This window comes from Mesorhizobium sp. M1A.T.Ca.IN.004.03.1.1, from assembly GCF_003997555.1.
Lineage (GTDB): Bacteria > Pseudomonadota > Alphaproteobacteria > Rhizobiales > Rhizobiaceae > Mesorhizobium.
The window spans coordinates 541,500-555,891 of sequence record NZ_RZTV01000001.1 but is presented as its reverse complement, the minus strand read 5'-3'; the positions used below and the strand labels follow the sequence as shown (position 1 = coordinate 555,891).

The following is a 14,392-nucleotide window of genomic DNA, read 5'->3' as shown; positions in this document are numbered from 1 at the left end:
CCATCACTCGGCCGCCTCGGCGAACCCGACCGAGGCCAGCGGCCGGAACTCGTGCTTGTCCTTGCCGGAGACGCGTTCGGACCACGGGTCGACCTGAGCGAATTTCTGCGAAAAGACGAAGCGCTCGAAGTAGGCGCGGCGCTTCTCCACGTCATCCAGGACCTGCTTTTTGATCTCGGCGGTACCGACGCGCTTGGCCCATTTGTAGATGCGCTCGAGGTAGCGGGCCTGCTCGCGATACATCTGGACAAGCGCCACGATCACCTCCAGCGCTTCGTCCTCGGTCTTCACCAGGCCGAGCACTTCGGTGCCCTTGATGTCGAGGCCGGCGGCGCCAGCGAAGTGGATCTCGTAGCCAGAGTCGACGCAGACCACGCCGACATCCTTGCAGGTCGCTTCGGCGCAATTGCGCGGGCATCCCGAGACCGCCATCTTCACCTTGGCTGGGGTCCAGGAGCCCCACATGAACTTCTCGATGCGGATGCCCAGCCCCGTCGAATCCTGGGTGCCGAAGCGGCACCAGTCGGAGCCGACGCAGGTTTTGACCGTGCGCAGGCCCTTGGCATAGGCATGACCTGAGACGAAGCCAGCCTTGCCGAGATCGGCCCACACCGCAGGCAGGTCCTCCTTGCGGATGCCAAGCATGTCGATGCGCTGGCCGCCGGTCACCTTCACGGTCGGGATGCCGAACTTATCGACCACGTCGGCGATGGCGCGCAATTCGCTCGCGCTGGTGACGCCGCCCCACATGCGCGGCACGACCGAATAGGTGCCGTCCTTCTGGATATTGGCGTGCACACGCTCGTTGATGAAGCGCGACTGATAGTCGTCGGCATATTGGTCCGGCCAATCGCAGACCAGATAGTAGTTGAGCGCGGGCCGGCACTTCGCGCAGCCGCAGGAGGTCTTCCATTCGAGCTCCTGCATGATGGCCGGTATCGTTTTCAACCCCTTCGCCTTGATCAGGCGCCGCACGTCGTCATGACCGAGGCTCGTGCAGCCGCACATGGGCTGCACGGCCGCCGGATTGTAGGCCTCGCCCAGCGTGAGTTTCAGGAGTTGTTCGACGAGACCCGTGCACGAGCCGCACGAAGCCGAGGCCTTGGTGTGGGCGCGCACGTCGTCGAGCCCGGTCAGCCCTTTGCCGGTGATCGCGCCGGTGATCTTGCCCTTGCAGACGCCGTTGCAGCCGCAGATTTCCGCATCATCCGCCAGTGCCGCAACGGCCGCCAAAGGGTCCGAGGAAGCGCCTCCCTGGAATGCCTGGCCGAAGATCAGCGTGTCGCGCATCTCCGAGATGTCGGTCGCCTTCTTCTTCAAATCGTTGAACCAGGCGCCGTCGCCGGTCTCGCCGAACAGCACCGTGCCGATGATGCGGTTGTCCTGCAGCACGACCCGCTTGTAGATGCCGGCCGATGCGTCGCGCAGGATGATCTCCTCGCGGTCGTCGCCATCGGCAAAGTCGCCGAGCGAATAAAGGTCGATGCCGGTGACCTTGAGCTTGGTCGGCGTGTCGGAATGGACGAAGCGCCTGTCCTCGCCGTTCGCCAGCCCGGCTGCCGCCACTCGGGCCATCTCGTAGAGGGGCGCGACCAACCCGTAGACATGGCCGCCGACCTCGGCGCATTCGCCGAGCGCCATGATCGCCGGATCGGATGTCTGCATGCGGTCGTCGACGACGATGCCGCGATTGACTTCCAGCCCTGCGTCCTTGGCCAGCGCGATATTCGGGCGGATGCCGACCGCCATCACGACCAGCGTCGCCGGAATGATCGTGCCGTCCATGAGTTCGACGCCCTCGACCTTGCCATTGCCGACAATGGCCTTGGTGTTGGCCTTGATCATGACCTTGATGCCGCGCGCCTCGACGGCCTTCTGCAGCAGGTAGCCGGCAGCCGGATCGAGCTGGCGCTCCATCAGTGTCGGCATGACGTGGAGGACGGTCACGTCCATGCCGCGCTCTTTAAGCCCGGCCGCCGCTTCAAGGCCGAGCAAGCCGCCGCCGATGACGATCGCCTTGGCGCGCGACTGCGCGGCAAGCAGCATGGCGTTGACGTCGTCGAGATCGCGGTAGCTGAGCACGCCCGGCAAGTCCTTGCCCGGCACCGGGATGATGAACGGCACCGAGCCGGTGGCGATGATCAGCCTGTCGTAGCCTTCGGTCACGCCGTGGTCCGAGGTGACGGTCCTCGCTTCGCGGTCGATGGCGACGATCCTGTGGCCCTTGTAGAGGGTGATGCCGTGCTTGATGTACCAGCCGTCCCCATGGATGACGATTTCCTCGAACTCCTTCTCGCCCGAAAGCACCGGCGACAGCATGATGCGGTCGTAATTCACGCGCGGCTCGGCGTTGAAGATGGTGACGGCGTAGCGGTCGGGTGCGGCTTCCAGCAGGTGCTCGAGCATCCTGCCGGGGGCCATGCCGTTGCCGATGATGACGAGTTTCTCGCTCATGTCCGGTCAGCCTCGATCTATTCGGCGGCGTAGGTGAGGGGCGCGGGCTTCACGGCGGCCGCGCGCTCCATCCGGCGGATGGTGGCGTGCATCCAGAGAAGGCACGAGACCACGATGACGAAGAGCAGCATGAAGCAGCTCGACCAGACGCCGGTGAGGTCGTTCAGCGCGCCGAAGGCGATCGGCAGGATGAAGCCGCCGAGGCCGCCGATCATGCCCACCACCCCGCCGACCGCGCCGACGCTCTGCGGGTAGTAAACGGGGATGTGCTTGTAGACGGCGGCCTTGCCGAGGCTCATGAAGAAGCCGAGCACGCAGGCGACGGCGATGAAGGCGAGCGGGCCGATCTCGACATGGAACGGGATCGGCCCGCTGATGCCGCGCACGACGTAATCTGTCGAGGGGAGAGACAGAACGAGGGTCGCGACGGCAGATACGGCGAAGGTCCAATAGAGCACGGTACGGGCGCCGATGCGGTCGGAAAGCACGCCGCCATAGGCGCGGAAAATGCTTGCGGGGATCGAATAGGCGGCTCCGATCATGCCGGCGGTGGCGATGCCAAAGCCATAGACGCCAATCAGATAGCGCGGCAGCCAGAGCGACAGCGCCACGAACGCACCGAAGGAAAAAAAGTAGTAGAAGGCGAAGCGCCAGACCTGAAGGTTCTTCAGCGGCGCGAATTCCTGCCAGAAGCTTCTCGCCGGTACTGCCTTACCGGCACGGCGCTCGCGGATGACCGGATCGTCGCTGGTCATGAACCAGAACACGCCGGCCATGACAACCAGCGCCGCGGCCCAGATCAGCGCGACCGACTGCCAGCCCCAGGCAATCAGTACGAGCGGCGCCAGGAACTTGGTGACCGCGGCGCCGACATTGCCAACGCCGAAGATGCCGAGAGCCGTGCCTTGTTTGCGCGCGGGGAAGAAGCGCGAGACATAGGCGACGCCGACCGCGAAGGAGCCGCCGGCAAGCCCGACGCCGAGCGCCGCGACCAGCATCTGCTCATAGGTATGTGCAAAGGCGAGCAGGAAGGTCGCGACCGCCGCCGCGAGCATGGTCATGGTGTAGACCAGCCTGCCGCCGTAGCGGTCGGTCCAGACGCCGAGCACCATGCGCACGAGCGAGCCGGTGAGGATCGGCGTGCCGACCAGCAGTCCGAACTCGGTCTCGTTCAAGCCGAGCTCCTGCTTTATGCGCACGCCGATGATGGAGAAGATCGTCCACACCGCGAAGCAGACGGTGAAGGCGATGGTGGAGATGACGAGCGCCTGCCGGGAGCTACTGTCCTGGCTGGGCGCGGCTTGGAGGTTTGCGGTCATGGTCGGCTCCGTTTGCGGCGTGGAGGCACCGCGTGTTGTGTTGATCAGAGGCTCGGCATCGGTCAGCGCGGCGAGGCTGTGATCTCCGCGGTCACTTGCGGACCCTTGGCCTCTCTGTCGTGATTGGTGGGAAACAGCAGGAGCGCGGCAGCGAACAGCACCGCCGTCAGGATGCTGCTCGCCAGGAAATCGCGGCGGGTGAAGTCCTTCAGGGAAGCGCCAGTTCCGATCCGTTTCGTCATCGTCGTCTCCGTTCGGCGCCGCCTGGGCGCCTTCGATTGCAATTCGGTCCAAAACAAAAAAGCTGCCGGCCAGGCCTGTCGCGTCCGTACATCCGGGACACGCGTCGACCTGAGCGGCAGCTTTGCCTGTGGCGCCCGCCATTGGACGCCTGTTCTATTGCCCGCGAGGGGCGCGATTATCTTAAAGCACGAAGCGTGCCAGTTTTGCGTTGAAGACGGATTTCCAGGGAAATCAAAGCGGTAGGCGCTTCAGGCACCGGCCCGGCCGAGCCGAGACACGGTCAAACGTTGATCAACGGAGCGGGCAGGGCGCACAAATTTTGTGCAATGCACAAGAATGGCGCGCAAATGATCAGTCGCGATTCTGGGCCGCGATGTAGGCATCGATCCGATCGGGATCGAAGATCTGGCCGTCGAAGAATCCGTCCGGGCCGAGCACAAGGCTCGCCCCGGCCGAGCCGACCGGCGTCGCGGTCTTCAGCGCGCCTTCCACTTTGGCGTTGGCGCCGGGCAGGGCCACGCCGAGCGGCTTCAGCGCCGAGCGGTAGAGATCGGGCCGGTAGCAGTCGCGGGCGATCGCCAGGTTTTGCGGCGTATGCGGCAATTGTCCCCAGCGCACCATCTGCGTGTAGAACCAGAGCGCATGGCTCTTCCAGGGAAAGTTCGCCGCCTTGTCGAAGGGCAGGAAGAAAGCCTCAACGCTGCGCTCCGGGCCGCCGCCGAGCTGAAGTCGCCCGGTGAGTGCCGGCATCTGGATCGCCTCCGGCTGCCCGAGGAACGCAGGCTTGGCCATCAGCGCGGCCAGCGCGCCGCGGTTCACCGGATCCTGGCACCAGCGCGCGGAGTGATGCAGCGCTCTCAGCAGCGCCGCCAGCGCGTCGGGGTTTTCCTCGGCCCAGCTTCTGCGCGCGCCGATCACCTTTTCCGGGCTGTTGCGCCACAGCAGCGCCTTGACGGTGACGATGCGGCCGGTGCCGGCGGCGACGGCGGCACTGTTCCAGGGCTCTCCGACGCAATAGCCGTCGATGCGGCCGGCGGAGAGCGCATCGGCCATGAAGGGCGGCGGCACGATGACGATCTCGACATCGCGGTCGGGATCGATGCTGCAGGCGGCGAGCCAGTAGCGCAGCTCGTAATTATGCCCGGAATGCGGATGGACGACGGCGAAACGCAAAGGCTCGCGGCCGGCGGCCGCCCGCTCGCGGATGAGAGCGCCAAGCGCCGTCCCGGCGCGCGCCGGATCGAGATCGGGCGCGGCCCCGTGCGCCGACATGCCTTGCCACACCGCATTGGAGACGGTGACGCAGTTGCCGCCAAGCCCGAGCGAGAAGGGCACTATGGTCTCCGAGGCAAGCGGCGTGAGGCCGAGGCTGCAGGCGAGCGGCATCGGCCCCAGCATATGTGCCACGTCGAAATGGCCGATGGCGATGCGGTCTCGGATGTTGGCCCACGAGGTCTCGCGATGCAGCTTGAGCTCGATGCCTTCGCGGGTGGCAAAGCCCATCTCGCCGGCTGCGACAAGGACGGCGCTGTCGAAGAGCGGCATGAAGCCGGCGGTGATCTGGTGCGCGGCAGTCTTGCTCATTCGCCCTCCAGCGGGCCCAGCAATCCCGCCGCCGTCACCAGGCTCTGGGCGATGTCGGCGATCTTGCGGTTCTGGTTCATGGCGGTCTTGCGAAGAAGCGCGTAAGCGGCCTCCTCGCTCAAGCCGCGCGACTTCATCAATATGCCTTTGGCGCGATCGACGACCTTGCGGTTCTCGAGCTCGCTGCGCGCCTCCTCCAGTTCGCGCGCCATGCGCGAGAAGGCGTTGAAGCGGCTGATCGTCATGTCAAGAATCGGCTTGATGCGCTCCTTCTTCAGCCCGTCGACCACATAGGCGGACACGCCGGCTTCGACCGCCGCCTCGATCGAGGCCCGGTCGGAGCGGTCGACGAACATAGCGATCGGCCGTTTCACTGCTCGCGAAAGCTGGAACATGTTCTCCAGCATGTCGCGGTTGGGGTTTTCGAGATCGATGACGATGACATCCGGCTCGATCTCGGCGATGCGCTTGGCAATGCCGGCCACGTCATGAACAACGGTGACATGGCGATGGCCGGCGTCCCGCAATCCGGCCTCAATGATCGAGGCGCGGATGCGGTTCTCGTCGATAACAAGGATGGTCAACGAACCAGCGGACATGCGCCCTATTGTGCAGCCCGGCCGGAATTGTGCAATGCGGTAGCGTGGTCCGCGGCGACTTTCCCACGCCCAAACGCCGCCGGCCAGTCGCCGATATTCGAAGCTTCTAATTTTCGAAGGCAGGTTTTTCGCTGGGCCAAAAAGGTCAAAAACGTATCAGTCGGCGCGGCGTGGCGAGGTGGCGCACATCCTTGGCCGCCGCTATCCTGACCCTAGATGAGCCGGAACAAACGGCCGCGGTTCGAAGGCTGGCACAGCCTGCGGGAGGAATCGATGGGACCCGATCTGGAAGTCATACAGATAAGGCCTGGCGAGTCGTTCGCGGTGAGGTGGCATGGCTATCCCTACCATACGGTGCGCTGGCATTTTCATCCGGAATACGAACTGCACCAGATCGTCGCGACCAAGGGCCGCTATTTCGTCGGCGACTTCATCGGCGAGTTCGAGGTCGGCAACCTCGTTCTCACCGGTCCGAACCTGCCGCACAACTGGATCAGCGAGGTTCCGGAAGGTCAGTCAGTTCCGCTGCGCTGCAGGCTGGTCCAGTTCAGCGAGGAATTCATCGGCGGCGCGATCGCCACTTTTCCCGAGCTTGGCGCGGTCTCGCCACTGCTCGAGCTCGCGCGGCGCGGCGTCCTGTTCAGCGCCAGTGTGAGCAGGGCGGTCATGCCGTTGCTGGCGGAGATCACTCATGCTTACGGCGTTCACCGGATCAGCCTGTTCATGTCGATCATGGAGGCGCTGAGCCGCGAAACTACGCCGCGCGTGCTCGCCAGCGAGAACTATCTGCCGGACCCGTCCGGATACATGTCTGCGGGCATGAACCAGGCGCTCGCCTATATCCGCGAGAACCTGACCCAGCAATTCAACGAAGGCGATCTGGCGGCAATCGCGGGACAGACGCCGAGCGCCTTCTCGCGCTCGTTTCGCAAGCATACCGGCATGTCGCTGCTGCAGTACATCAAGCGGCTGCGCATCAACCTCGCTTGCCAGATCCTGATGAGCGACGAAGAGGCGCAGATCTCGGACATCTGCTTCGAGGTCGGCTTCAACAATCTGTCGAACTTCAATCGCCAGTTCCTGGCCGAGAAGGGCATGCCGCCTTCGCAGTTCAGGAGATTGGTTGCGGATAATTTCGCGGCCGCGCGCGCCGCATAGAAAGGAGTTCGGGAGGAGAAACAAGCCTTAGACAAGAACCAGGACGAAGCGGTGGGTCGCGCAAGCGAACCAGCGATGGACGAGTATTTCCTCGTGTCATGCCAGCGGGAGGAAGCCGTGAGGCTGCTGCACGAGTTCACTGGACTTCCGATGGGGTGCGCGAGCAGCATCCGCGGCTCGATGTCGAAGTCCGTTTAGATCACACAATGGGAATTGGAGAAGACCTTATGTCCAGATACGTGTCCAGATTGACAGCAGCCGCGATGGCCGTCTCGAGCCTCGCTCTTGGGGCGACTTTTGCCAATGCGCAGGATATCGCCGGCTCCACGGTCGCGTTCCTGATGCCCGACCAGGGCTCGACGCGTTACGAAGAGCATGATCATCCGGGCTTCGTCGCTGAAATGAAGAAGCTTTGCGACAGCTGCAAGGTGCTCTATCTCAATGCCGACGCCGACGTCACCAAGCAACAGCAGCAGTTCAACTCCGTCATCACCCAGGGCGCGAAGGTTGTCGTGCTCGACCCGGTCGATTCCGCGGCGGCGGCCTCGCTGGTGCACAATGCGCAGGCTCAGGGCGTCAAGGTGATCGCCTATGACCGTCCGATCCCCACGGCCAAGGCCGATTTCTATGTATCGTTCGACAACAAGGCCATCGGCAAGGCGATCGCCGCCTCGCTGGTCGAGCATCTCAAGGCCAAGGGCGTGTCGAGCGACGGCGATGTCGGCGTGCTGCAGATCAACGGCTCGCCGACCGACGCCGCGGCGGGCCTGATCAAGGACGGCATCCATGAGGGTCTCAAGACCGGCAGCTACAAGACGCTCGCCGAGTTTGACACGCCGAACTGGGCGCCATCGAATGCCCAGCAATGGGCGGCGGGACAGATCTCGCGCTTCGGCAACAAGATCGTCGGCGTGGTCGCCGCCAACGACGGCACGGGCGGCGGCGCCATTGCCGCCTTCAAGGCAGCCGGCGTCGATCCGGTGCCGCCGGTGACGGGCAACGACGCGACGATCGCCGCCTTGCAGCTCATCATTGCCGGCGACCAGTACAACACTATCTCCAAGCCGAGCGAAATCGTCGCCGCGGCGGCGGCAAACGTTGCTGTGCAGCTTCTCAAGGGCGAGACTCCGAAAGCCGAGACAACGCTGTACGATACGCCCTCGCAACTCTTCGTGCCGGCGGTGGTGACGCAGGAGAATTTGAAGGCCGAAATCATCGACAAGAAGATCCAGACCGCAGCCCAGCTCTGCACCGACCGCTACGCCGAAGGCTGCAAGAAGCTCGGCATTCAATAAGGAGCGATGCGGCTGAAGCCGCATCGTCTCCCAAAGCGATGCGGCGCAGCCGCGTCGCCTGCGATATGCTCGGCTGGCCCGTCAGGGCTGAGAGCCGGGTGTGTCCGGCCGCTCCCTCCTGGCGGCCGGACAGATCGACCAAAACGCGGGAAGAGACACGCAATGGCAATACCCGACGCACCGCCCACGACGAGCCGTCCGCCGGTGCTTAGCCTGCGCGGCATCTCGAAGAATTTCGGCGCGGTGTCGGCTCTCACCGACGTCGATCTCGACATCAATGCCGGGGAAATCGTCGCCCTGGTCGGCGACAACGGCGCCGGCAAGTCGACGCTGGTGAAAATCCTGGCCGGCGCGCATATGCCGAGCTCGGGCTCGATCACTTTCGACGGCCAGCCGGTGACGCTTGCCAATCCCGCCGCGGCGCTGAAGCTCGGCATCGCCACCGTCTTCCAGGATCTCGCGCTCTGCGAAAACCTCGACGTCGTGGCCAACATCTTTCTCGGCCGCGAGCTTCATCCGCTTCGCCTCGACGAGGTCTCGATGGAGGTCCGCGCCTGGACACTGCTCAACGAGCTCTCGGCACGGATTCCCAGCGTGCGCGAGCCGGTGGCGTCGCTGTCGGGCGGGCAGCGGCAGACGGTGGCGATCGCCCGCTCGCTGCTGATGGAGCCGCGCGTGATCCTCCTCGACGAGCCCACCGCCGCACTCGGCGTCGCGCAGACCGCTGAAGTGCTGAATCTCATTGAGCGCGTGCGGGATCGCGGGCTGGGCGTCGTCATGATCAGCCACAACATGGAGGACGTGCGCGCCGTGGCCGACCGCATCGTGGTGCTGAGGCTCGGCCGCAACAACGGCATCTTCCTGCCCGGCGCCTCCAATCAGGAGCTGGTCACGGCGATCACCGGCGCCGACGACAATGCGGTCTCGCGGCGCGGCAGGCGCACGGCCGAGAAAGCGCAAGGAGAACAGCCATGACCACGGCGTCCGACCGCAATCCCGGCGCGCTGCTCGATCGCAGCGACGAACGGCTGAAGGATCGCAGCGGCGCCAAGGGCGCCATCAGGGGCTTCCTCGACCGCGTCCGCTCCGGCGATCTCGGCTCGCTGCCCGTGGTTGTCGGGCTGGTTTTGATCTGCACCATCTTCCAGACGCTCAACCCGGTATTCCTGTCGCCGAACAATCTGGTCAATCTTTTGTTCGACTGCTCGACGGTCGGCATCATCTCGCTCGGCATCGTCTGCGTGCTGATGGTGGGCGAGATCGACCTGTCCGTCGGGTCTGTCAGCGGCCTGGCCTCCGCGCTGCTCGGCGTGCTGTGGGTGCAGTGGGGCTGGCCGGTCGCGCTTGCCATGCTGGCGGCGATGGCGGTCGGGTTCGTGACCGGCTGTGTCTACGCGCTGCTGCTCAACAGGCTCGGCATGCCAAGCTTCGTCTCGACGCTTTCGGGCCTGCTCGCCTTCCTAGGATTGCAGCTCTACATCCTCGGCCCGACGGGCTCGATCAACCTGCCTTACGATTCGCCGCTGGTGAATTTCGGCCAGCTCCTGGTGATGCCGCACTGGGTGTCGCACACTTTGGCCGTCGTGCCCGGCGTGCTTGCCCTGGCTCTCGGCTATCGCAAGGCGCAACGCCGCCAGGCCGCCGGCCTGTCATCGCGTTCGCTGGGCGGGCTGCTGCTCCAGGCGGTCGCGATCACGGTCGCGCTCGAACTGGTTGCTTACTACCTCAACCTGTCGCGCGGCGTGCCCTGGATGTTCGCGTTGTTCGTCGGCCTGGTCGTGGCGATGAACTATGCGCTGAAGCGCACCCAATGGGGCCGCTCAATGACCGCTGTCGGCGGCAACCGCGAAGCGGCGCGTCGCGCCGGCATCAATGTCCGGCTGATCTACGCCAGCGCCTTCGCGCTCTGCGCCACGCTGGCGGCGACGGGCGGCCTGCTCTCGGCAGCACGCCTGGCAACCGCCAGCCAGCAGGCCGGCACCGGCGACGTCAATCTCAACGCCATCGCGGCGGCCGTCATCGGCGGCACCAGCCTGTTCGGCGGCCGCGGCAGCGCCTATTCGGCGCTGCTCGGCATCATCGTCATCCAATCCATCGCAAGCGGCCTGACGCTGCTCGATCTGTCATCCTCGCTCCGGTACATGATCACCGGCTGCGTGCTGGCGATCGCGGTCATCGTCGATTCTCTCGCCCGCCGCTCGCGTGTTTCACACGGCCGCGCCTGAGGCCTATCGAAGAGGATCGCAATGTCTGAAAGTCTTTCCGGCAAGGTTGCCGCAATCACTGGCGCTGCCTCGGGCATCGGGCTGGAATGCGCCCGCACCATGCTCGCCGCCGGCGCAAAGGTCTTCCTAGTCGACCGGGCCGAGGACCGGCTTCAGGAACTTGCCGCGGAGCTCGGCGACAATGCTTATGCGGTTGTCACCGACCTGCTCGATCCGGCGAGCGTCAACCGCATGATGCCCGAGATCCTCGAAAGAGCGGGCCAACTCGACATCTTCCATGCCAATGCCGGCGCCTATGTCGGCGGGGAGGTGGCATCGGGCGACCCCGATCAGTGGGATAGGATGCTCAACCTCAACGTCAACGCCGTGTTCCGCACGGTGCACGCCGTGCTGCCGCATATGATCGAGCGGAAGAAGGGCGATATCATCGTCACCAGTTCGGTGGCCGGCTTCGTTCCCGTGGTCTGGGAGCCGATCTACACCGCCTCGAAATTCGCCGTGCAGGCATTCGTCCATACGGTCCGGCGCCAGGTGCTGAAGCACGGCATTCGCGTCGGTGCAGTCGCTCCCGGTCCGGTGGTGACGGCGCTGCTCAGCGACTGGCCAAAGGCCAAGATGGAAGAAGCGCTCGCCGCCGGCAGCCTGATGGAGGCGAAGGAAGTGGCGGACGCCGTGCTGTTCATGCTGACGCGACCGCGCAACATCACCATTCGCGACCTCGTCATCCTGCCGCAGAGCGTGGACATCTGAGCGGCTCGCCGACCGGCCCTCACAGAACGGAACCGCCGCCATGATCCTCGACCGCTTCCGACTGGACGACAGGGTCGCGCTGGTGACCGGCGGCACGCGCGGCATCGGCCTCGCCATCGCGAAGGCGCTCGGCGAAGCCGGCGCACGCCTCGTCGTTGCGGGCCGGACGATGAAGGATGATGCGCGGCAGGAACTCGCGGGCCTCGCCTTCGACTTTCACGCCGCCGAGATGCTGGACGAGAAAGCGCCGGACAGGCTGGTCGCCGACACGCTCGCCAAGGCCGGCCGCCTCGACATCCTGGTCAATAGCGCCGGCATCGCCATCCATGGCGACAGCGGCGACTATCCGGAGGACATCTGGCGGCAGACGATGGCGATCAATGTCGATGCCGTCTTCCGCTGCTGCAGGGCAGCGCTGGCGCCGATGCGGCGCCAGGGAGGCGGCGCGATCCTCAATGTCGGCTCGATTTCCGGCATCGTCTCCAACATTCCCCAGAACCAGGTTGCCTATAACAGTTCCAAGGCGGCGGTGCACATGATGACCAAGAGCCTCGCCAGCGAGGTGGCGGCCGATAACATCCGCGTCAACGCTGTCGCGCCCGGCTATATCGAAACGGACCTTTCGCGCGGCGGCATCGAGAATCCGGAATGGTTCCCGATCTGGCGCGGCATGACGCCGATGGGCCGCGTCGGCCAGCCGGAAGAAGTTGCGGCGGCCGCACTTTTCCTGTGCTCTCCCGCCTCAAGCTATGTGACCGGCGAGGTGCTGGTCATCGACGGCGGCTATACCACACGCTGAGATGGCGCTGAGCTTAGGGCGCTGAGACAGGAGAATTGCGATGAAACTCAAGGACAAGGTCGCCGTCGTCACTGGCGGCGCGCAAGGCATCGGCGCAGCCATCGTGCGCGGTTTCGCCGCCGAAGGCGCCCATGTCGTCATCGCCGATATGGCACTAGACAAGGCGGAAGCGCTTGCGCGCGAGCTCGAAGGCAAAGCTACCGCTCTGCAACTCGACGTGCGCGACCTCGCCTCGATCGAGGCGATGGTCGCTTCGGTGACGAGGACGCATGGCGGGATCGACATCCTGGTCAACAATGCCGCCGTCTTCGACATGGGGCCGCTTCTCGAGATTTCGGAGAAAAGCTTCGACCTGCAATTCTCGGTCAATGTGAAAGGGCTGTTGTTCACGCTGCAGGCGGTGGCCAAGCGTATGGTCGCCCAGGGGCGCAAGGGGAAGATCATCAACATGGCCTCGCAGGCGGGTCGGCGCGGCGAGGCGCTGGTCGCCGTCTACTGCGCCACCAAGGCCGCCGTAATCAGCATCACGCAGTCGGCCGGCCTTGCGCTGATCAAGCACGGCATCAACGTCAACGGCATCGCGCCGGGTGTGGTCGACACGCCGATGTGGGACCAGGTCGACGCGCTGTTCGCGCGCTACGAGAACCTGCCGATCGGCGAGAAGAAGCGGCAGGTCGGGCTGGCGGTGCCGGCCGGACGCATGGGCGATCCCGACGATTACCGGGGTGCGGCCGTCTTCCTGGCATCGAGCGAGGCCGACTACGTCGTGGCGCAGACGCTCAATGTGGACGGCGGCAACTGGATGAGTTGATTGGCCGAAGCTCGAGGCCCCGCCTGCGACAATCGGGCAGGAACGATCTGGCGGCTGACGCATTTTGGTTCCCATCAACCGTTTGAGGGAACCATGCGCATCGCTCATGTCGCGCCGCTCTACGAATCCGTGCCGCCGAAACTATATGGCGGCACCGAGCGGATCGTGTCCTATCTCACCGAAGCGCTGGTGGAAGTCGGGCACGAAGTGACCCTGTTCGCCAGCGGCGACAGTGAGACCTCGGCGCGGCTGGTGCCCGGTCGCGACCAGGCGATCCGTCTTGATCCGCGGCCGAAAAAGTCCGAGATTGCGGCGCATATGGCGATGCTTTGCCAGGTGCGCGAGCGGGCGGACGAGTTCGACGTCATCCACTTCCATCTCAGCCATTTCGTGCATTTTCCATTCTTCGAACACATGGCGGGGCGAACGGTGACGACCCCGCATGGCCGGCTCGACTATGTCGACCTGGCGCCGGCCTACAAGCGCTTCCCGCGCTTTCCGATGATCTCCATCTCGCACAGCCAGAAGCGCGGATTGCCCGACGCCAACTGGCTGGCGACGATCCATCACGGCATTCCGGTCGATGCGTATCAGCCCACCTACAATCCCTCGGCCGAGGAACCCTATTTGGCTTTCCTGGGCCGGCTGTCTCGCGACAAGCGCCCGGATCGAGCGATCGAGATCGCGCGAAGTTCCGGTTTGAAGCTTAAGCTGGCGGCCAAGATCGGCGATGACGATCGCGCCTATTTTCACGACGAGATCGAGGCGCTCGTCGACGGCGACCGGGTCGACTATGTCGGCGAGATCGCGGAACACGAGAAGGCCGAGTTTCTCGGCAATGCCGCGGGCCTGCTGTTTCCCATAGACTGGCCGGAGCCGTTCGGCCTGGCGCCGATCGAGGCGATGGCTTGCGGCACGCCGGTAATCGCCTGGAACTGCGGCGCCCTGCCGGAGCTCATCGACCAGGGCGTGACCGGCTTTGTCGTGGACTCTGTCGATGATGCGGTCGCTGCGATGCCGGTCCTGCTCGGACTGGACCGACGGCAGGTGAGAGTGGTCTTCGAAAAGCGGTTTTCAGCCACCAGGATGGCGCGCGACTATCTTGCCGCCTATATGCGCCTGATCGGCATCCAGGAGGCGAGAGCCTCCTGATCG

At 64.7% G+C, this 14,392-nt stretch carries 13 protein-coding genes; 8 read left to right on the top strand and 5 right to left on the bottom strand.

The annotated features are described in order from the left end of the window. Positions 1–3: 3 nt before the first annotated feature. From nirB to EOD29_RS02570, 5 genes are all read right to left on the bottom strand, one after another. Positions 4–2,454, bottom strand: coding sequence for a nitrite reductase large subunit NirB (gene nirB / locus EOD29_RS02590; RefSeq protein WP_127245849.1), 2,451 nt, complete (start codon positions 2,452–2,454; stop codon positions 4–6). A gap of 17 nt (positions 2,455–2,471) precedes the next feature. Then, on the bottom strand, positions 2,472–3,773 hold the full coding sequence (locus EOD29_RS02585; RefSeq protein WP_127245848.1) for a nitrate/nitrite transporter: 1,302 nt from the start codon (positions 3,771–3,773) through the stop codon (positions 2,472–2,474). A gap of 62 nt (positions 3,774–3,835) precedes the next feature. Next, on the bottom strand, positions 3,836–4,015 hold the full coding sequence (locus EOD29_RS02580; RefSeq protein WP_127245847.1) for a hypothetical protein: 180 nt from the start codon (positions 4,013–4,015) through the stop codon (positions 3,836–3,838). A 352-nt stretch (positions 4,016–4,367) separates the two neighbouring features. After that, positions 4,368–5,600, bottom strand: coding sequence for a CmpA/NrtA family ABC transporter substrate-binding protein (locus EOD29_RS02575; protein WP_127241126.1), 1,233 nt, complete (start codon positions 5,598–5,600; stop codon positions 4,368–4,370). Further along, the gene (locus EOD29_RS02570) at positions 5,597–6,199 is read right to left on the bottom strand and encodes an ANTAR domain-containing response regulator (RefSeq protein ID WP_066992153.1); all 603 of its coding nucleotides are present in this window, start codon (positions 6,197–6,199) and stop codon (positions 5,597–5,599) included. Before EOD29_RS02570 ends, EOD29_RS02575 begins: the two co-directional genes overlap by 4 nt. A 273-nt stretch (positions 6,200–6,472) precedes the next feature. On the opposite strand from EOD29_RS02570, the gene EOD29_RS02565 reads away from it, so the two are divergent. The 8 genes from EOD29_RS02565 to EOD29_RS02530 all read left to right on the top strand — a co-directional run bounded on the left by EOD29_RS02565 (position 6,473) and on the right by EOD29_RS02530 (position 14,389). Next, positions 6,473–7,357: an AraC family transcriptional regulator gene (locus EOD29_RS02565; protein ID WP_066992353.1), complete on the top strand. Its 885-nt coding sequence runs from the start codon at positions 6,473–6,475 to the stop codon at positions 7,355–7,357. Positions 7,358–7,584: 227 nt separating this feature from the next. Beyond that, positions 7,585–8,652, top strand: coding sequence for a sugar ABC transporter substrate-binding protein (locus EOD29_RS02560; RefSeq protein WP_066992156.1), 1,068 nt, complete (start codon positions 7,585–7,587; stop codon positions 8,650–8,652). A 162-nt stretch (positions 8,653–8,814) separates the two neighbouring features. After that, positions 8,815–9,627 (top strand): ATP-binding cassette domain-containing protein, encoded by an 813-nt coding sequence (locus tag EOD29_RS02555; protein WP_066992159.1) that lies wholly within the window; start codon positions 8,815–8,817, stop codon positions 9,625–9,627. Next, positions 9,624–10,877 (top strand): ABC transporter permease, encoded by a 1,254-nt coding sequence (locus EOD29_RS02550; RefSeq protein WP_066992162.1) that lies wholly within the window; start codon positions 9,624–9,626, stop codon positions 10,875–10,877. The genes EOD29_RS02555 and EOD29_RS02550 overlap by 4 nt, the downstream gene beginning before the upstream one ends. Before the next feature lie 21 nt (positions 10,878–10,898). Next, positions 10,899–11,627 (top strand): SDR family oxidoreductase, encoded by a 729-nt coding sequence (locus EOD29_RS02545; protein WP_095802295.1) that lies wholly within the window; start codon positions 10,899–10,901, stop codon positions 11,625–11,627. 40 nt (positions 11,628–11,667) lie between these two features. Beyond that, the gene (locus EOD29_RS02540; protein WP_127245846.1) at positions 11,668–12,426 is read left to right on the top strand and encodes a glucose 1-dehydrogenase; all 759 of its coding nucleotides are present in this window, start codon (positions 11,668–11,670) and stop codon (positions 12,424–12,426) included. Between the two features lie 40 nt (positions 12,427–12,466). After that, positions 12,467–13,237 carry an L-iditol 2-dehydrogenase gene (locus EOD29_RS02535; RefSeq protein ID WP_127239832.1) on the top strand — a complete coding sequence of 257 codons (771 nt, stop codon included), beginning with the start codon at positions 12,467–12,469 and terminating at the stop codon, positions 13,235–13,237. Between the two features lie 93 nt (positions 13,238–13,330). Further along, positions 13,331–14,389, top strand: a complete 1,059-nt coding sequence (locus tag EOD29_RS02530; RefSeq protein ID WP_067328822.1) for a glycosyltransferase family 4 protein — start codon at positions 13,331–13,333, stop codon at positions 14,387–14,389. The last annotated feature ends 3 nt before the right edge of the window (positions 14,390–14,392 follow it).